Annotated in this window: 19 protein-coding genes and 1 riboswitch; of the genes, 9 read left to right on the top strand and 10 right to left on the bottom strand. The window is 44.1% G+C overall.

The genetic code is table 11. From position 1 onward, the window contains the following. The first annotated feature begins 75 nt into the window (after window positions 1-75). Window positions 76-1,215, top strand: a complete 1,140-nt coding sequence (locus AC58QM_RS13855) for a glycoside hydrolase family 88/105 protein (RefSeq protein ID WP_497284850.1) — start codon at window positions 76-78, stop codon at window positions 1,213-1,215. A gap of 144 nt (window positions 1,216-1,359) precedes the next feature. Next, complete coding sequence (locus AC58QM_RS13860; RefSeq protein ID WP_497284852.1) at window positions 1,360-3,510, top strand: 5'-nucleotidase C-terminal domain-containing protein; 2,151 nt, start codon at window positions 1,360-1,362, stop codon at window positions 3,508-3,510. 111 nt (window positions 3,511-3,621) lie between these two features. Here the strand turns inward: AC58QM_RS13860 and AC58QM_RS13865 are convergent, their stop codons facing one another. From AC58QM_RS13865 to AC58QM_RS13880, 4 genes are all read right to left on the bottom strand, one after another. Then, window positions 3,622-3,993, bottom strand: a complete 372-nt coding sequence (locus AC58QM_RS13865) for a VOC family protein (protein ID WP_497284854.1) — start codon at window positions 3,991-3,993, stop codon at window positions 3,622-3,624. Window positions 3,994-4,028: 35 nt separating this feature from the next. Next, window positions 4,029-4,394, bottom strand: coding sequence for a MarR family winged helix-turn-helix transcriptional regulator (locus AC58QM_RS13870; protein ID WP_497284856.1), 366 nt, complete (start codon window positions 4,392-4,394; stop codon window positions 4,029-4,031). Between the two features lie 259 nt (window positions 4,395-4,653). Beyond that, window positions 4,654-5,025, bottom strand: a complete 372-nt coding sequence (locus tag AC58QM_RS13875; protein WP_497284858.1) for an iron chaperone — start codon at window positions 5,023-5,025, stop codon at window positions 4,654-4,656. A 38-nt stretch (window positions 5,026-5,063) separates the two neighbouring features. Continuing rightward, the gene (locus AC58QM_RS13880) at window positions 5,064-6,272 is read right to left on the bottom strand and encodes a macrolide family glycosyltransferase (protein WP_497284859.1); all 1,209 of its coding nucleotides are present in this window, start codon (window positions 6,270-6,272) and stop codon (window positions 5,064-5,066) included. Between the two features lie 173 nt (window positions 6,273-6,445). Between AC58QM_RS13880 and AC58QM_RS13885 the strand changes: the two genes are divergently transcribed. Genes AC58QM_RS13885 through AC58QM_RS13900 form a run of 4 tightly spaced genes read left to right on the top strand, consistent with a single transcriptional unit; the run spans window position 6,446 to window position 8,467 of the window. Beyond that, the gene (locus AC58QM_RS13885) at window positions 6,446-6,934 is read left to right on the top strand and encodes a MerR family transcriptional regulator (protein WP_497284861.1); all 489 of its coding nucleotides are present in this window, start codon (window positions 6,446-6,448) and stop codon (window positions 6,932-6,934) included. A 14-nt stretch (window positions 6,935-6,948) separates the two neighbouring features. After that, a complete protein-coding gene (locus tag AC58QM_RS13890; protein WP_497284863.1) occupies window positions 6,949-7,389 on the top strand; it encodes an SRPBCC family protein in 441 nt (146 codons plus the stop codon). A gap of 35 nt (window positions 7,390-7,424) precedes the next feature. After that, complete coding sequence (locus tag AC58QM_RS13895) at window positions 7,425-7,757, top strand: nuclear transport factor 2 family protein (protein ID WP_497284865.1); 333 nt, start codon at window positions 7,425-7,427, stop codon at window positions 7,755-7,757. A 17-nt stretch (window positions 7,758-7,774) separates the two neighbouring features. Next, on the top strand, window positions 7,775-8,467 hold the full coding sequence (locus AC58QM_RS13900) for a Dph6-related ATP pyrophosphatase (RefSeq protein ID WP_497284866.1): 693 nt from the start codon (window positions 7,775-7,777) through the stop codon (window positions 8,465-8,467). Between the two features lie 53 nt (window positions 8,468-8,520). On the opposite strand, the gene AC58QM_RS13905 is transcribed toward AC58QM_RS13900, so the two are convergent. The 5 genes from AC58QM_RS13905 to AC58QM_RS13925 form a co-directional block, all read right to left on the bottom strand. Beyond that, window positions 8,521-9,306, bottom strand: a complete 786-nt coding sequence (locus AC58QM_RS13905; protein ID WP_497285301.1) for an SDR family oxidoreductase — start codon at window positions 9,304-9,306, stop codon at window positions 8,521-8,523. A gap of 155 nt (window positions 9,307-9,461) precedes the next feature. Further along, window positions 9,462-9,683, bottom strand: coding sequence for a hypothetical protein (locus AC58QM_RS13910; RefSeq protein WP_497284868.1), 222 nt, complete (start codon window positions 9,681-9,683; stop codon window positions 9,462-9,464). Between the two features lies 1 nt (window position 9,684). Further along, window positions 9,685-10,869, bottom strand: coding sequence for a Ger(x)C family spore germination protein (locus tag AC58QM_RS13915; RefSeq protein WP_497284870.1), 1,185 nt, complete (start codon window positions 10,867-10,869; stop codon window positions 9,685-9,687). Window positions 10,870-10,873: 4 nt separating this feature from the next. After that, complete coding sequence (locus AC58QM_RS13920) at window positions 10,874-11,971, bottom strand: GerAB/ArcD/ProY family transporter (RefSeq protein ID WP_497284871.1); 1,098 nt, start codon at window positions 11,969-11,971, stop codon at window positions 10,874-10,876. Between the two features lie 21 nt (window positions 11,972-11,992). Further along, entirely contained in the window at window positions 11,993-13,594 is a 1,602-nt protein-coding gene (locus AC58QM_RS13925; RefSeq protein ID WP_497284873.1) for a spore germination protein, read from the bottom strand. A gap of 278 nt (window positions 13,595-13,872) precedes the next feature. Beyond that, a riboswitch (cyclic di-AMP (ydaO/yuaA leader) is annotated at window positions 13,873-14,039 on the top strand. A 106-nt stretch (window positions 14,040-14,145) separates the two neighbouring features. Between AC58QM_RS13925 and AC58QM_RS13930 the strand changes: the two genes are divergently transcribed. Genes AC58QM_RS13930 through AC58QM_RS13940 form a run of 3 tightly spaced genes read left to right on the top strand, consistent with a single transcriptional unit; the run spans window position 14,146 to window position 16,656 of the window. After that, a complete protein-coding gene (locus tag AC58QM_RS13930) occupies window positions 14,146-15,030 on the top strand; it encodes an ABC transporter ATP-binding protein (RefSeq protein WP_497284875.1) in 885 nt (294 codons plus the stop codon). A 7-nt stretch (window positions 15,031-15,037) separates the two neighbouring features. Next, window positions 15,038-15,835 carry a DUF2705 family protein gene (locus AC58QM_RS13935; protein ID WP_497284876.1) on the top strand — a complete coding sequence of 266 codons (798 nt, stop codon included), beginning with the start codon at window positions 15,038-15,040 and terminating at the stop codon, window positions 15,833-15,835. A 26-nt stretch (window positions 15,836-15,861) separates the two neighbouring features. After that, window positions 15,862-16,656, top strand: coding sequence for a DUF2705 family protein (locus tag AC58QM_RS13940; RefSeq protein ID WP_497284878.1), 795 nt, complete (start codon window positions 15,862-15,864; stop codon window positions 16,654-16,656). Between the two features lie 437 nt (window positions 16,657-17,093). On the opposite strand, the gene AC58QM_RS13945 is transcribed toward AC58QM_RS13940, so the two are convergent. Then, window positions 17,094-19,388 (bottom strand): histidine kinase, encoded by a 2,295-nt coding sequence (locus AC58QM_RS13945; RefSeq protein WP_497284880.1) that lies wholly within the window; start codon window positions 19,386-19,388, stop codon window positions 17,094-17,096. Between the last annotated feature and the right edge of the window lie 33 nt (window positions 19,389-19,421).

The following is a 19,421-nucleotide window of genomic DNA, read 5'->3' on the forward strand; positions in this document are numbered from 1 at the left end:
AATTGCTGATTTCCGCAAAAAATGTACATATTCCTCTGCTAAGATAGCTATATAAACGAAGGAGGAATTCATCCGATGCAGGCTTCAGAACCTAATATCCATAACCATGCTACCAATCAAGAAGCACTAACCCCTATTCAATGGGCAGAGGCGGCTTGCCAAGCCTTAATGGCCAAATTTGAACCGGAACAGCTTCCCCCGGACCGGTTTCACTATCATCAAGGCGTATTTCTTTCCGGAATGGAGAAATGCTGGCAGGAAACGAAAGACGACACCTACTATACGTATATCAAACGATGGGTAGATAGTCAGATTCTTTCCGATGGCAGCATCAAAAAATATAACCCCAATGAACTAGATGACATTCAGCCTGGCGTGTTACTCTTTAATCTATTAGAGCAAACAGGCGATGAACGGTACAAAAAAGCTTTATATACACTAGTTCCTCTCTTAAAAACATGGAAAACCAACCCGTCTGGCGGCTTCTGGCATAAAGAGCGTTATCCGAATCAGATGTGGCTGGACGGATTATATATGGCTGGACCGATTGCTACCCAGTTCGGTAAAACCTTCGGCGAAGCCGATTATTTTGACATGATGACCTATCAAGCTATTCTAATGGAAAAGCATACCAAGGACCCTAACACCGGCTTGCTGTACCATGGTTGGGATGAAACCAAAGAAGCGGTATGGGCTGACCCCGAGACTGGCCTAGCTCCGGAATTCTGGGGACGCGCAATCGGCTGGTACCCTGTCGCCTTACTGGAGATGTTTGAATACCTTCCTGCGGACCACAAAGATAAAGCTAAACTGACCAGCATTCTCCAAGATTTACTCAACTCTTTACTCCCTTATCAAGATGAAGCGACAGGCTTATGGTATCAGGTTGTGGACAAAGGGGACGCCCCGGATAATTGGTTGGAAAGCTCCTGCACAGCTTTATATGTGCATGCCATTGCCAAAGCTGTGCGTTTTGGTTATTTGGATCCTAAGTATTTGACCTATGCTTGGAAAGGGTATCAAGGCGTTATTGATACGCTGAAGTTCGATGAGAACGGTCACGTCGTCATTGGACAAATTTGTATTGGTACAGGGATCGGGGACTACGCTCACTACATCGCCCGTCCTACGAGCGAGAACGATTTGCATGGCGCTGGTGCATTTATTCTGATGTGTGTGGAAATGAGTTTAGCGAAGGAAGCGATCTCTTCATAAAAGCTTTTGGGACTCTCTTCATTTCTATGACCTCCTAAAACAGTTAATAATTTCTTCACTTCTCAAAATCTAGCATTCCCTATATACTAATAGACAGGGTTATTAACCAATGTTCTATTAAATTGTAGGAGGAATTTTTAACACATGAAAAAAACATTCACTACTCGCCTTACAGCGCTCGCACTTGTAACCGTTCTCACTGGATCTTTTGCTAGCTCTCTAGCATTTGCCGAAGCAGCTACTCCCACTTCATCCGTTTCAATGAAATCAGATATGCGTCTTGCTATTGATAACGGTGTTGTGGAAGGCTACGGAGATACAGACTATCGTGGTGCAAACGCCGCTACTCGCGCTGAAGTGATCACGATGATTAATCGTGCTGCGAAGTTGCAAAGTGCAGATTCTAGTTCTGTTGCGTTCACGGACCTTGCGACTTGGCAAAAACAAGCTGTTGCTAATGCCGTTGCAGCCAAACTCATTAGCGGTTTTGCGGATGGTACATTTCATCCGAATGCTGCAGTAACTCGTCAAGAGCTTGCTGAGTTAATCGTGAAAGTCGTAACTGGCGGCCAATTGCCACAAGTGAATGAGAACGTTTTGAATTACTTCAAAGACTCTGCATCTATTTCAAAAGATTCCCGACCTTATGTCGCTTATGCCGTCATTAGTGGTATTTTCACACCTACCCTCGATGGTAACTTTAACCCTACTGCTGAAGTAACACGTGATGAAGTAGCTAAAGCGCTTAAGCCTATTTTATTTAAAGTGGTTGATATTTTAACAACGAATGATATTCACGGTAAAATCGAAGTCGGCTTTGATAAAAAGCGTAATCAAGGTCAAGGCGGTATTGAAACATTTGGCGGTATCGTATCTGATTTCCGTGCTGTGAATCCAAAAGGGACAGTCGTTGTTGACGGCGGTGACGCTTGGCAAGGTACTTTGATTTCCAATACAACGAACGGCCAATCCGTGATGGATACGATGGCGCAAGTGCAATATGATGCTGCGGCAATTGGAAATCATGAGTTCGATTTTGGCCGTGATGTTCTGATCGACAATATTAAGAAAGCCAAGTTCCCTATTCTCGGAGCTAATATTATCGATGATCAAACAGGTAAACGCGTTGACTGGACACAGCCCTATGTCATTGTTGAAAAAGATGGTCTAAAAATCGGCATCATCGGCTTCGCAACGCCTCAAACGACGACGACGACGAAATCAACTAACATTAAAGGTCTTTCCTTTGTAAATCCGGTTCCTTTGGCAAAAGAATTATCTGATGAGCTTCGCGCGAAAGGCGTGGATATCATCATGGTTACCTCCCACCTTCCAGGTGAGCAGAACCAAAAGTCCGCTGAAATCATTAGTGAACTTGCTGATCTTGCAAAAGGTACAGGGAATGGCACATTAGATGCGATTGTGGGTGGTCATTCTCACATGCGTGTAGCTGGAATCGTTAATGGCATTCCAGTTGTTGAAGCTCAAAGCTGGCTTTATGCGGTGGGGCACATTCAACTGTTTGTGGACAAAACTACCAAACAAGTCGTTTCCTCCAATGCAAGTTTGCTAGAAACTTACACCAATTTAACGACAGCTGACCCGGAGATTCACCAGACGGTTGAAGATTATAAAGCCAAAATATCGGGGAAATCCAGCGAAGTAGAAGTTGTAGTTGCAGAGCCGCTAAATCGTAAGTCTTTCCGTTTTGGAGCTAATGGCGGGGCTGACCGCGACGGCGCAACACAGTTAGGCAACAGCATTACTGATGCGATGCGCGCTTCTGAGAAATCCGATATTGCTTTCACGAACATTGGCGGTATTCGCACGGATATTGATAAAGGTGAGCTGACTTACAGCGAAATGTTTGAAGTACTTCCTTTTGGCAATTACAACGTAACGGGTACAATGACTGCTGCACAAATTAAAAAAGCACTCGAAGTTACGGACAAGTATACAAGTCTTCCAGCCATTCAGTTCTCAGGTTTGAAGGTAGAATGGGATAACACGAAGCCACTTGGTGAGAAATATTCCAAGATCACTTTGGCCGATGGCACTCCAATCTATGTCGATGGCAAGTTCAATACCGACCGCACTTTCAAAGTAACAACGAATGATTTTATGGCTACTGGCAGTGGGGATGGCTTTACGGTATTTGGTGAAGTGAAGGATTGGAAAGATGGCGCCATTATGCTGGACGCATGGGTGAATCACGTCAATTCCTTGAAAACCGCTGGTAAAGAGCTATCCGTACAAGACGATGGTCGCGATGTGCGTTTGGATTTGAAAAAATAAGCTATTATTTTAATATTAATCCCATTAAATAAGAAAAGACCTTTCTTCCGCATCCAACGATGGATAGGGTGAAAGGTCTTTTTTTGAAACTATACGACGCGAATTCTGAGATTATGTTCGGTAATAGGACAACACCCAGCATACGCCGTTTCTATCGGTAACGATGGCGAGAAGTCCGTTGAACGGTGCCTCATACATCTCCACGTTAATAGCCCCACCAGCCGCAAGCTCCTCGTAAATGGTTCGGAATGCTTCTTCTCTTTCGATAGTCACGAACACTCTCACGTAATCGCCTTTCAATGTTGGCTTGGCCGCAAGTGTATCTGCAAACTTCAGGATGGCACCCTCGACATGTAGGTCCGCGTTAAGCACTTCTTCTCCTTGCTTGCGTAAAATCGTGACCTCACCACCAAATATGCGCTGATAATACTTGATTTCATCCTTGCAGTTGTCTACCACGATAAAAGGAATAGCTTTCATCATTGACATCCTCCCCACATGTATTGACTCGTTTCCGATTAACCCTGCGAATGCTCTTCCTCGGTCAGATTGTGAAGCACGATTTCCAGAAGATTTAACATCCTGTCATACTCCTCATCGGTCATGCCCTTTCTGGTTTTATTTTTGATACGAGCTAGCGCTTCCTGTACCTTGGGTACCACCTCACGCCCTGATTCCGTCAAATATAATAATTGATAGCGATTGTCTGCGGTATCGACTTCCCTGCGTACATAACCTTCTGCTTCTAGCTTGGATATGGCTTTGGCGGTTGTCGTCTTATCAATAAGCAGCTTTTCGCTCAGTGCTTTCTGAGTAATCGGCTGCCCAGAAGCGATCGCCATTAGAAAAATATATTGCCCGCTTCCAATTCGATATGGCGCCAACTCGGCCGATATCGCTATCTGCATATGGCGGTATATGGCTGAAATGTACTGGCCGTGTGATTCTGTTGGTGTACTATCGTCTTGTTGACTCCATTGTTGACTCAGCTTGCTTCCCCCCTATAAATAGAATGCTATTGCAACTAATTTCATCATATGCCAAATAGGATGTTATTGCAACTATTATTGAGTAAAAAAAGTGCCCCGCTAGCCACGTATATGGCCGGAGACACTTTTCACTCCTAACTACCTTGCTTTTAGGCTATTTCCGCCAAAAAGTCGAACAATCCGCCTTATCCATGATATTAAACGCAATTATTTTCTCAAGTAATGCATAGTCTACCGGGCTATTCCACTTCATACGAATTAGTTCTTTGGTGTGATCGTAGCCAGCCTGCACAATATCTTCAGCGAAACGTTGCATGCCTGCCTTTTCAGGGGCAACGGCCAGATGCTGCTTCGATACGCTGAAGCCAATAATGAATGTATCGTGATCCGTAAACATCGGCTGATTCCAGGCAATTTTCGGCTTTAACGTTGGAAATTGCTCCGCTACCCAAGTTAAAACCTCTTCCGTGCGTTCTCGATGCTGCGGATTATCAATACGCTCTATAAATTCCGTAAAAGCTTCCATTCAGCTTCCTCCCATCCATTAATTAGTTAGCTTTACTATTAACATTCGATATTGTTTTTAGACTTAAATTTGAAAATCTCATCCACAGCTTGATGATACCCACCCGATTGGCGAAGAAACGCTTGACTGTTGGCAGCAGCTTGCTTGAAAGAGGGGTCACTTAACACATGATCTACAGCTTCACGTAGTTGATCTACGGTCAACCCTTGCATCGCTAACGTTATACCTGCTCCGATATTCACGACTTGCCCTGCAATTATCGGCTGATCTGCGCTTTGCGGGATGACAATAAGCGGAACACCCTCGTAGAGACCTTCATGGACACTATTCATACCGCCATGTGTGATAAATAACCTACTATGCGTCAGGATTTCCATTTGCGGCACATAATTTCTGACGATGAAGTTGCTAGGAATTTCACCTAAATCGGCCATTTGTGTCCTACTACCAATTGACATCACAATTTTATGCTCCATGTTGCCTAATGCCTTCATACACAGTTTATAGAAATCAATCGCTTGGTTAAAGACTGTACCTAGTGAAATGTAAATCGTATTTTGCCCTTCGATAGCAGATAAGTCAAGGTCTACTTGCGCTGGCCGTTGAGAAATTGATGGACCTACAAACTGAAAAGTCTCATCGAAGGTATCTCCCTCAGGTTGGAACTCCCTAGTTGTGTAAACAATGGTAAGTGGTGCAGGATTGCAGAATACTTCATAAGGTGAAGGAATCTCTACCCCATATTTTTCTTGTAGCTGGATCGTCAGACTTTCAAACTTATCTTGAATGGGTTTCACTATTTCTGCAGGAACTTGTGTGTAAAAACGTTCTAACATGTGATCGAATGAGGTCTGCGTTTGCACAAATGACGTACAAGAGCTGATTGCTGGAAGCTTCAGCATTTGACCCAGTAAATGCCCACAACCAAACATCGCATCATGGATCATATAATCAAATTGCTCATCCTTGATCTGTTCAAGCACACTAGGTATGACGATATCTGCCGTAAGTAAAAGTCCGTTAATACGTTCAAGCGCATACGTTCTTCCACCTGAGATAAAGGCTTTAATAAATGCTTGATGGTCAAATGTGAGTACGGTAGCTCCCGTCTTTTCTATTCGTTCCCTATACGCTTCGATCGTAACATACACGACCTCTTCTCCACGCGATATCAGCTCTTGTACGACGCCAATCGTTGGATTGATATGACCTTCTGATCCACCATTGATAAATAAAACGCGCGCCAATACGACCACTCCTTAGGTTATCTGCTCTCTAGCTTGTGCAAGCTGATAGAACACTACCCTCTCATCATACAAATAAATGCCAAAAAAATCTCCTAAACACTTGAACCTGACGTTACGTTATGATTTATAGTATAGTTACCGGTAAACAGCTAGCGTAGCAAAAGGAGATGATTATGAAGCAGCTTTGGAAAGTGGGGGAACTTGCTAAACTCACGGGACTCACAATACGTACATTGCGGTTTTACGATCAAATTAGCCTGTTCTCGCCCTCGGCGCATTCCGTATCGGGACACAGGCTGTACAGTGAAGCGGATCTTTCGCGGCTGCAGCAAATTTTATCGCTGAAAGAGCTAGGCTTAACGCTGGATGAAGTGAAATCTGTATTAACCGGCAAGCAGTTTAGTCCACTGGAGATTGTATCGCTGCAAATGGCTCGTCTGAAAGAAAATATTCAGATTCAGCAGAATCTTTTGAACGAATTAGCGTACGTATCCAATCTTATGCAGTTGAAACAGCCTGTGACGATTGATGATTTTACAACATTGCTGGACATGATGAAAAAGAGTCATGAAAAATATATCATCGAACGTCGAATGACGTGGGAACACCGGCTAGATCTGCTTGGTGACCTCGTTGACGGACATTCCGACGATTCAAATTAAGGGAGCTGACTTCTATGAGTGAACGATTTGCCGTACATAACACATTTGTCATTGAGCGTATCTATAAAGCTTCACCAGCGCGAGTGTTTGCCTCTTGGGCGGATGCTCAACTGAAAGAGAAATGGTTCTCCAAACCGGATACCTTCGACTTTCGTGTCGGTGGTGAGGAACGAAGTCAGGGTGGCCCTCCTGATGGCCCTGTATTTACTTACGATGCCCGGTATCATGACATTGTCTCGAACGAGCGCATTGTATACAGCTACACCTTGGATATGGATGAGAAGCGGATGTCGACTTCGGTCACAACTGTGGAGTTCAAACAGGAGGGTACGGGTACGAAGCTGATTTTTACGGAACAAGGTGTCTTCTTGGATGGTCACGACACACCAGCTCAGCGCGAACACGGTACCAAGGAAATGTTGGACATGCTGGGCAAGCAGTTGGATAATCATTAAACGGACCACAATATATGGTTTATGGAGGAAGTACGATGACAGATTCGGTTGTACAAAGACAACTGCAAGCTTATAACGACAAAAATATTGACTTGTTCATGGGATGCTATAGCGAAGATGTAAAAATTTACGATTTTCCGGATACCCTCACCATGGAAGGACAAGCGGCTATGAGAGCACGCTATCAAAAATTGTTCGAGACCTTTCCCAATATGCATGCAACGGTGGATAAACGAATTCATCATGGCAAATATGTCATTGATCATGAAGAAATAACGGGACGATTAGAAGGCGGCGCTATGCTAGAAGCTGTTGCCATGTATGAAATAAAAGATGATATTATTATTAAGGTTTGGTTTCTTAGATAAAAAGGGGAATGATCGGAATGACAACAGTTAGGAATTGGCTAAATGGCGCCGACGGGCGTAAGTTTATCGCTTCTTTTAGCGGTGGCAAGGATAGTATGTTAGCTCTTTATCAGGCAATGAAGGTCGGCGAAGCTATGGGACTCATCGTTATGCTCGAGGAAGAAGGGAAACGTTCCAGATCCCATGGCATGCCTCCTGAGGTTATTTTTGCCCAAGCTGACTCTATTGGATTACCCGTATTTACGGCGGCAGCCAGTTGGGCTGATTACGAAAAAGTGTTTATTGGGCTGTTGGAGAATGCGAAGCAGCAAGGAGCCGAAGTTTTAGTAACCGGAGACTTGGACATGACAGCACATGGCTGTTGGCAAGACGAAGTGTCGGCAAAAGCTGGATTACAGCTGGGAATGCCTCTATGGCAAATGGATCATCGCGAAGCTGTGGAAACGTTCATTAATCTAGGATTTGTATCTATCCTTGTGACGGTTAACTTATCTTTAAACATGCGGGAAGACGATCTAGGACGCATATTAACCCATGCTTATATCCAAGAGCTTGTCGATCGCGGGATTGATCCCTGTGGAGAAGGCGGCGAATTTCATACCACCGTCATCGATGGTCCCCTTTTCAAATATCCAATTCCCGTTCGCAAATGTGACATTATAAGAAATGGTGAATATGCCTTTTTACCATTGGAGCTGGAACCCAAATAAAGAGCATCTCCCGTGATCATGCTCACGGGAGATTTTTTTGCCAACTGAAAGGATTATAGCAGCGATTCCGCGCCATCAATGAAAAGTTCCGTGCCCGTGATATGGCTAGAAGCATCAGAGGCAAGGAAAGCGACTAGATGGGCCACCTGCTCTGGTTGGCCAGGTGCGTGTTCCAACGGCTGACTCCCCTTCGGATACTTGACGGGAATTTTAATTTTCTCGAGCTCCGGCGTCGGCTGTGTATTCTCTCCGATATTGGTCTTGATGGACCCCGGGCAAATCGCGTTGACGCGGATTCGGTACTGGGCCAATTCTAAGGCAGCCATTTTGGCAAATGCCACTTGGCCAGCTTTGGACGAGCTATAGGCCGTCATCCCAAAATTGGAGAATGCGCGACTTCCGTTAATGGAACTCGTGATGACGATGCTGCCGCCATGTTCTTTCATTTGAGGAATCGCATGTTTCACACAAAGGAACGTCCCCTTTAGATTGACAGAAAGCGTACGATCCCAATCCTCCGGCTCCATGTCTTCGATCGGCGCCAAAACACCGTTGATACCAGCATTAGCAAAGACCATATTCAACTGTCCCCAGGTCTTGGCTACCTGCTCAAAAGCCTGTGCCACTCGGTCCGGATCGGAAACGTCAATATCAACAGTGATCGCCTGACCACCTGCTGATGCTATCTCTTGCTTCGTCTCCTCCAACCGTTCGTCCTTCAAATCAGCAAGGCATACTTTCATCCCTTGCCTCGCCAGCAGCACAGCGGCAGCTCGTCCAATACCGGATCCTGCTCCTGTGATCAAAGCAACCTTGTCCTTCAAGTCCGGCAGTATCATCAAAGCTTTGTGTGATGTCTGTATATTCACGAGGTACCACTCCTTATCTGTATTGGTAGTTGGCATGAGATCCCATTATTTGGTTTACCCAGTCAGGGGGAGAAACATGTGCCCCCACTAATCAATAAACTTTTCAGCCATCTTTTAAACAATACCTACAGGCCAATCAGTTCAGAAAATGGCTTGAAGACAAAGCTAATCAACGTAGTAGGACCTGGTGTATTGGGCAGATCCAACATGGATAACCCCCATACAAGAAGGAGCATTACAATGAATGTTGTTTTTTCTTGTTTTGTTTTTTGTTTTAGCTTTGGCCATTGAAACACCGTAATCAGTAACACACTTAATGTGACATAACTGAAAAAGTAACCATTCATATTACTCCACCTCCTCTGGTACACCTCCCGGTGCGTTAACAAGCCCCGTTCTGAGAATGTTAGCTTCGACATCTATCCTTACTTCCACCTTTGGGAATAACTCCTCCCAATTGTCCTTCACTTGCGCCCATTGCTTGGGATATTTCCTATGAAATACCTTAGCAAAGTTGAACACATCAACCTTTAATTGGCCTTGAACCACTTGAAGTGCCAGCTCGATACGGTCCTTCACGACACGTTCAAATTCCTTGTTCATATTGTTAATGACTTCCGGCTTCATCGGATCCATGTGCGTGCTGTTCTGAACGATTGCACCTTCCGTACGCACTTGAATCGTCATGATCCATGTCTCGCCATCAATGTTAGGAATTAATTTAATATCCGCAGTAACTGGATTTAAAGATATGACACTATCCTTTTCATCCATGATGAAGGTAATCGTGTAATGTTTTATTTTATTAATGATCCACAGTAAGCCCCGCGTTTCCTTTTCCGAGATTTCTCCAACCATCTTGTCTTTTTTAAAAATAGCTGTTCCCATTATGTAGGGAATGGTCTGAAAGGGTGCTGACGATTTGGCCCGTGGCAGAATTTGGACGAAGGGAAGCGCGGCCGATTGCGAATCACTCTTTAACATCATGCTCATTTGTTCCATGGTCACTTTGATGCCAATCTGCAGCTCGGTTAACTTGCGAATCACTTCCGCCGAAGTGCGTTCGATGGGAGGAAATAATTCAAGTGCATCCGCCGCTTTACCACCGCTGACAAGCAGATAGGCACGCTCTCTAGGATTAGGATGTCTAATCAGAAAGTCAAAATGATCGTGGATACCCGCTTCTGCCACTGATTTGCTGAAAATAAACACTTTGCATTGTCCCCAAAAAAGCTTTCTAGGCACGACTCGCTGGAGCTTGGACAATGCATCTGACATATTGAGTCCTTTGCCAGTTCGTATGACGGTGTGTCTGGCCGCTCCATTGCTGCCGCCGCTTGCTCCGCTTACGCCTGCGCCGTCTTGGCTCTGAGGAACTAAAATTTGAGCCGTCACTTGAATTTGGTTATCCTCAGTTTGGTCCAAAGCTAAGGCAGAGATCAACGCCAAATCATTGAGTTCCGTACGGTCCCAACAACCTGCAAGCACACAAATAGATAAGAGTACTAGGCATATCTTCAACCCTATTTTCATCTGTCTACGTTCCTTTACTCGTCGTTATCCTTTTGCGAACAACAGCCACTACAAGCAAAAGCGACGGAATGAGTACAAAGAAAAAGGAGACGTAGAACGGATTTACAATTTTCAAAAATACGCTTAAATGCGAAAAACTCTCAATATCCCAAAAACTAAAAACGAGAATACACAGACCCATCGGAAAAACATAAGGACGGTAATCGGAAAGCTTTAAACTTTGTGAGATGGAAAGCACCGCAACATAATAAAATATACTAATTTTAATAAAATTCCCGACGACCCACATGGCCAATAGCAAAGATTCCAAATTCTCAAAAAAATTAGCCACGCTAATGTAACGAATCGCGATTAAGACAGGGTATATTTTATTATCCGTATCGGGCCCAAATAAAAATAAGGAGACCAAGTCGACATAGATCATGGTTACAACCACGAATGAAAGTGAGATCACACTCCATTTCCTTGATTTGCTCAAATCGCTTAAGTACGGTAGGAAATAGGAAATTAGAAAAAACTCACTAAACCAAGCCTGCGGCGCTGCCGTTCCCTTAAACACAGGGACAATGCCTCTTTCCAAAAAAGGAAGAATGTTCTTTATGTCCATGTTGGGAATAAGCAGCACAAAGATGCACAAGGGTAAAATAAAGACAGGTGTAAAAATCACAGCACTTCGTGCAAGCATCTCCACACCACCTCGTACAGCGAAAGCCGCAAGCAGAATGATGGCGTAAACGATCATAAGAATCGGTGTTTTGAATAGGAAACAGGCCTTCACAAAATCAGCATATTGCCGAGCGATCTGACCTGCCCCATGCAGATTGAGAAATACGTAGAAGAGACTTAAGATCAATCCAGGAATTCTCCCGATAATGTGTGTGCTGTATTGGCTGATCGTCTGCTTCGGAAATAGCTCATGCAACTTAATCGCAACAAAAATGGCAATGAACCCGCTCACAGAGGCAAGGAGTGGTGTCATCCAAAGATCATTATGTGCGTAATGCGATGTTATGGTCGGCAGAGCCAAAAAGCCCGTTGCTAACACAGTCGGATACATCATAATTCCTAGCTGAAAGGCTGATATCTGACCCTTCTCTAGCATGTAGATTCACCACTCTTTCCATTACGTTTCGCTATCCTGCTTAGGACTTGGTTTCTGCCCAGGCGCCTGCCGGTTCTCGTTGTAATCCTGCCCTGTAAAGTGTGGGCGTTTATCCATCATCCACCATGGAGCCCGAATCAAAATATCTTTCATTTCACTCAGCTTTGGAGATGTGAGAGAAGACAAATAGGGAACGCCAAAAGAGCGCAAGCTGCACATATGAAGCACGATGGCAATGAGCCCCATCATAATCCCCAGAAGCCCCAGCGTGCCGGCGAGAAATATCAACGGAAAGCGCAGCATACGAATGGCAATTCCGGAGACGTAGCGCGGAACCATAAAGGAAGCGATGCCGGTAATCGCAACTACAATGACCATCGGAGCAGAAACAAGACCAGCTTGAACGGCCGCTTGTCCTATGACGAGTGCTCCGACAATGCTGACGGCTGCGCCGACTTGCTTCGGCAATCGTACGCCCGCTTCACGAAGCGCTTCAAAGGTAACTTCCATCAACATCGCTTCAACGAGAGCTGGGAAAGGTACGGCTTCACGCGCGCTAGCCATGCTGATCAATAAAGAGCCTGGCACCATCTCCTGGTGAAACGTAAGCAGCGCTACATACACCGATGGCAGCAAGAGTGAAATCAGGATAAAACCATAACGAAGCCAGCGAATTAATGTAGAGATGACAAAGCGCTGATAATAATCTTCCGCTGATTGAAACAAGGAAAAAATGCTAATGGGAGCAATTAAAACAAAGGGCGTTCCCTCAATTAGAATGGCGAATCTCCCCTCCAGCAGATTGCCACAAGTCACATCGGGGCGTTCTGTACTGAGCAGCTGTGGAAAAGGAGAGTAAGGCGCATCCTCAATCAATTCCTCGATATAGCCACTCTCTAGGATCCCGTCTATCCGAATGCGTTGTAGTCGATTCCTGACTTCGACCAATAGCGATTCATTCACAAGTCCTTCTATATAAGCAAGGACAACATTTGTCTGCGTGTACTCCCCCATTTTCATCGCTTCCATTTTGAGCCTAGGACTCTTAATAATTCGACGTATTTGAGAGGTCGTGATTCGTAAGGTTTCGGTAAAGCCTTCCCTCGGTCCCCTGATACCCACTTCAGCAACTGGTTCTTCAATGCCGCGCTTCTCCCATTTGCATAATCCTAATGCAAGCCCTTTCGCTTCCTTGTCACACAGTAGAATCGGATTTCCATTGGAGAGATAATCGACACATTTCTTAAAAGTATGTACTTCATTGACTTCAGAGACGGATATTCTTCGCTCGACTAGCTGCCAAACCTCATGATTCTGCTCGGAATCCTCCCGGATCAGTGGTGCAATGACATACTCATCAACAGCTAAGGCATCCGATAAACCTTCTATATACACTAAAATGGCTTTGATTCTTCCACCAATTCGGACAGATCGAAAAACCACGTCTGAGCAATTATGGTAAATCGAGCGAAGCATTTCTTCATTTTTCTCTAAATCTCTATACAGTTTATGCTGATCTGCTTCTATCACAGATGGCAGCGGATTCTGACTTTGATTGTGAACTGTTGTATGTTTCCTACTTAACTTATTGATTAGCTTGCTGACCAAATCGCGTTCACTCATTGGGATATTCCCCTTCAACCACGTTCGTTACTTGTAGCGTGCACTACTTTTCCTTTTTTATGAAAATTTCTCGCTGTTTCTGCCATCTGGTCATAGGAAAGTCATTGATATCCCTCTAAAAAGAAGTCACGTTGTAGAATTCGTTAGAAATGAGTATGCCATCTCATTAAATCGACTGCCTTTCGGTCAGAGGGTCAAAAAACCGAGAATATCGGGTAAGTTTGCATTTTACAATCCACATTGATCGGCGTATGATTCATTTAACAAATGAATATTTCCAATATTAAACACTTAATTCCCATCATGGGAAACGGGGGAACCAACCGAAGCCATTTCAATCACACTTGGCTTCACGGGGTGAATCCTGGACTGTAACAAGTCTAGGTAGGACGCTCTCAAGTCCGAATCCGACAGCTAACCTCGTAAGTGCTTTGAGAGAGAATCACACCCTTACCTTCTTTCATTGAAGAAGTCCGAGAGTAGAGTTTCTCTACGCCTTAGGGCTTCTTTTTGCTATGTTCACTATCAACTAAATAAGGGAGGCCCTCCAGATGAGTGTAATCGAAATTAATAATCTGACGAAGACCTATGGGAACGCAAGAGGAATATCCAACATTAGCTTTACGATTGAGGAAGGGGAAATTTTCGGTTTTATCGGACCCAATGGTGCTGGGAAATCAACAACGATTCGAACGTTACTGTCTCTCATTTATCCAACAAGCGGTACTGCTCGTATCTTTGGAAAAGACAGCGTCAAGTTCGCCCCTGAGATTAGGCAAGAGATCGGTTATTTGCCATCCGAAGTGTTTTATTACGACAACATGAAAGTAATTGATCTGTTAAAGTACTCTGCGAGTTTCTACAAAAAAGACTGTTCCAAGAAAATGAAAGAATTAATTGAGATTATGGATCTGGATGTCACTAAAAAAATCGAGGATTTGTCTTTAGGTAATAAAAAGAAAGTGGGCATTGTTCAGGGACTGCTCCATGAGCCAAAGCTCATTATTCTTGATGAACCAACGAGTGGGCTTGATCCGCTCATGCAGCAAAAGTTTTTTGATTTGCTCGAAGAGCAAAATAAGAAAGGGGCTACGATATTATTTTCCTCCCACATATTAAGTGAAGTTCAGCGATTGTGTGATCGCGTGGCGATTATTAAAGAAGGAAAAATTGTTACGGTCGAGAAAATCAGCACGTTAAAAGAAAACAATTACAAGAAATTTAAGATCGACTCTGCCTATGTATTGGACACGAATTACTTCCAAATGCCTGGCGTCAATAATATTGAAGTGAAGGGGCATTCCACCAGTTTCTTATTTAAAGGCGATATTAATCATGTGATGAAACGAATTGCTGACATTGACATCGAGAATCTTTGGATCGAGGAACCAGATCTAGAAGAGATCTTCATGCATTACTACGAAAAGGAGGCCTAATCGGACAATGAACATATTTCTGCACGAAATGAAGGCTTACAGGAAAACAACCCTCATATGGACGCTTTCTTTAATGTTGATTGTCATTTTTTTCTTATCCCTTTTCCCCTCCATCTCCAAAGATATATCAGAGTTCTCTAACATATTGAAAGGGTATCCTGAGGGAATTCGAAAAGCACTCGGCATTGAAATTGAGAGCTTCGGGTCGATTCTAGGCTTTTATTCATATATTTTCATGTACATAACCCTTTGTGGCGCCATTCAAGCGATGATTCTGGGAACCTCAATCCTCTCCAAAGAAGTGAGAGAGAAAACAGCCGATTTTCTGTTGACGAAGCCCGTTAGCCGTACACGCATACTAACCGCCAAACTGCTGGCAGCCGTTGTCTTACTACTGCTTACATCAGCTATTTATACGATCACGGCAATCATTACGGCAGTTCAATTATCCCCAGATCAGTTTTCCGGCAACCTGTTCATTATGATTTCCAGTACGTTGTTCTTTGTTCAGCTCATCTTTCTAGCTATAGGCATCTTAGTATCCGTTGTTTTCCCTAGAATAAAAGCTGTGCTATCCGTGTCGCTGGGGACGGTCTTCGCCTTCTTCCTTATCGGTATGATCATAGCAACAAACGATAGTGGGACTAAGCGATATTTATCGCCATTTAAATATTTCGATACGAAATTTATTATTCATCATGCGAATTATGAAGCTGCTTATTTATTTGCTGCAACCGGAATTATCTTCGTTTTCGTGCTAGTCAGTTATCTCCTATTTACAAGAAGAGACGTCCATGCTGTATAACATGAATGAGAGGCGGATAGTCCTACATGAATATCTTTCTTAGAGAATTGAACGTTTATAAAAAGTCTATCTTCTTTTGGAGCATCGGCATCATATTCCTACTCGCCAGCGGGATGGCCAAGTATGAAGCTACAGCTTCCACTGGACAAATCAATGATCTGATCGCTGAAATGCCCAAATCACTCCAAGTCATCATGGGTGCAGGTGCCTTGGATTTATCGAAGGCAAGCGGATATTTCGCCATCCTCGTGCTGTACTTGTATGTCATGGCCACGATCCATGCAGCCATGCTAGGTGCGACCATTATTGCCAAGGAAGAACGCGATAAAACGGCGGAGTTTCTTTTTGTGAAACCCGTATCCAGAAGCACCGTCATCACCGCGAAATTGCTAAGTGCCTGCGTCAATATTCTCATTTTCAACATCATTACATGGGTTTCGAGTTTGCTTATTGTAGGCAAGTATAGTCATGGCGAAGCTGTCCAAAGTAATATCGCTATCGTGATGATTAGCATGTTTGTTCTACAGCTCCTCTTTTTAGTCATAGGAACGGCGATTGCCGCCGTGTATACCAATGCTAAAAAGGCTGCCTCCCTTGCGACGGCCATCCTTCTCCTAACATTTCTTTTGTCCATTGCGATCGACTTGAATGATACCTTGCAATTTTTGAAGTATTTCACACCATTTAAGTATTATGAAGCTAAGAATGTGATGTATGGTGGAGGTCTTGATATGGTTTATGTTACTTTGCCCATGGTCTTAATTGTTGGACTAACGATCTTAACGTATGTTTCCTTTAAGAAACGTGATTTGCACGTATAAACGATAAGGACAGAGGCTGTCTCTTATAGAAACTGAGGAGCTAAGCGGTCTTTCTCGCTTAGCTCCTACCTTTCGTGGAAGACGTGAAGCAGAACCTTTTAACACTGGGGTATTCTTCCTAACTGCCACTACGTGTTTAGATGTATAAACTACAGCTAATTTATCCGAATCTGACCTGTTTGCAGGATTAGATGGAAAAACTACAGCTAATTTGCATGAAGTTTGAAGATATGAGCAAATTGAAAGGAATTAACTACAGGAAATACAGTTAACCTTTCGAATTCTAGAAATACTTCTCAAATAGATGGAGAATATCCAGTTAGATTGCGGGAAGCAGAGGAAGCAGGTTCATTACTCAAAGGTCATGAACAAAAAAAGAGGACTGTTCCCAAAAAGTCTAGATCACCTTTTGAGACAGCACCTCGTATTTAACCCATTCACCTGTTCCCCGTGGATTGCCTTTTATCATAGTCAGAAATAATGAGCACATCCATCGAATTGGTTAACGGCACTAACTTTTTAACCACCGTATCTTTCCATACGATAATTTGAGTCGCTCCCGCTTCATTCGCTTTGATAGCAAAAGCTGGTGCAATTTCCTTAGAGCTATTCACCTCTTTATAGGAAAACTCACCGCCTAATCGAACCGTTAGCTTCTCCAGCACTTCTAATTTGGGCTTCCATTGCTCCGCATGACCCACTACGATAAAACTCACGTGCCATACGGCCTTCAACCGGTGTGCAATTCGAAAGCCGCGTCGGACTAGTCGATCCGCATGCGAGATTTCCGTGATGCATACGTAGATCACCTCTTTTCTTCGCCAAGGGCCACGAAGCGAGCTTTTCCGTTCCATGGATTCCAATCGTTCATCTACATCGTCGGCAATTTCGCGCAGTGCAAGTTCCCGTAGGGCAATCAAGTTGCCCGTCTTAAAGAAATTGTTCAACGCTTGATCGACTTTAACCATCGCATAAATTTTGCCTTCTCTCATGCGCAACTGTAAAGCGCCAGGAGCAACATCAATGAGCTGCACTTCATCCGCCGCACGCAAAATGCTGTCGGGGACGGTTTCCCTAACCCGAATTCCGGTAAGCTGTTCCACAGCGTCATTTAAGCTTTCTAGATGCTGCACATTCACCGTTGATATCACAGATATGCCAGCTTCCAGAATTTCCAGCACATCTTCGAATCGTTTCTTATACTTCGAGCTAGGTACATTGGAATGCGCTAATTCATCAATTAATACCACTTCTGGTCTTCGAGCAATGATCGCTTGCGTATCCATCTCTTCTAGCTTTACTCCTTGATATGAAATCTGTGCCCGAGGTACGGTCTCAAGCGCGCCGACCTGCTCAATCGTCTCTTTTCTCCCATGTGTTTCAAGTAATCCGATTAGGACATCAATGCCTTTCTTGAGCAGATCATTCCCTTCCCTAAGCATGGTATACGTCTTACCCACACCAGGGGCAGCTCCAATGTAGACTTTGAAACGGCCTCGCCGAATTTTCTCGATTTTCGCCTCGACCTCTTGTTGACTCAAGCGTCTATACGTATACGCTTCCTTCTCCTTTGTAATATGGGCAGGAAGTATACGTTCCCCCTCCAGAGCAGCGCGATCCGCAACCAAAAATACATCCATATTTAAGTCTCTTTTTAAAAGTCCATTGATCACCGAACCTTGCCAAAACATTTGCCATTTCGTCTGCTTCGAATGGCCTAATACAATCCGTGTGACTTTGTGCGTCATCGCGTAATTCACTAGTTTCTGTGGGATACAACGACGATATCGCAGCGGGATTTCTTCAAACTTCCCCCCTACTTTTTCAACAAGCTTCATGATGGATCTTCGAAAGGTAGCTGCCTCTTTTGTAAGCGGTTTACCAGGTTTGTACAGGGTCACAACATGGAGGTCGCCATTTAATCGTTTGGCAATTTGTTGCCCTCTGCGTACATAAATGGAGCCGTTCCAGTGATACTGTGTCGTTACTAGAATCCGCTCTGATACGCCAGAAGGACCTAGGTACCCCATTTGTTCGCGATGTTCTTCCAAGGAATCGTTAACATCCTCCGCTACTAAGCGAAGCGCTAACTCTCGAAGTACGCCTAAGTTACCTCTTTTAAATATCGCGGATGCTTTATTCCCCTTCAAGTGGCCTTCTTCCAAACGTGTTAAAATCGTTTCCGGAGTCACATCAATTAATCGCACCTCATCAGCCAATTCCAACGTATCGGAGGGTACACAGGTACCTACTTCAATGCCTGTAAGCCTCTGGGCAACCTCCATCGTTCCTTCTAGTTCATAGACATTAACCGTGGCAATGACACTAATATCATGAGATAGCAAGTATTTAATATCATCCAACCTCGTTGGAAAGCGAGCTTCGGGCCGATTCAGATGGGCTAAACCATCCACGAGGACAACTTCTGGGTTCCTTGCGATTAAGGCATCTATATTTAAATCTTTTTTCTCGCTACCATCTTTCATCCAATGAATGCTTGGCACTCGTTCCAGATCCCCTAATTGTTCCACCGTTTCTGGCCTTTGGAGCGTGGATACCGCACAAATAACCACATCAATTCCTTGCTGCTTGAGATTTTGGCCCTCTCGGAGCATATGGTAGGTTTTACCAGATCCACTGACGGCGCCGATATAAATTTTCAGGCTGCCGCGGTGCAGTTTGGAAATGGATAACAGAATTTCTTCTGGTGTTTTCCTTTTGAAACCATCCAACCGACATCCTCCTCTCTCCTCGTTCTCCATCTA

The sequence above is a fragment of the Paenibacillus sp. J22P165 genome, assembly GCF_059692015.1.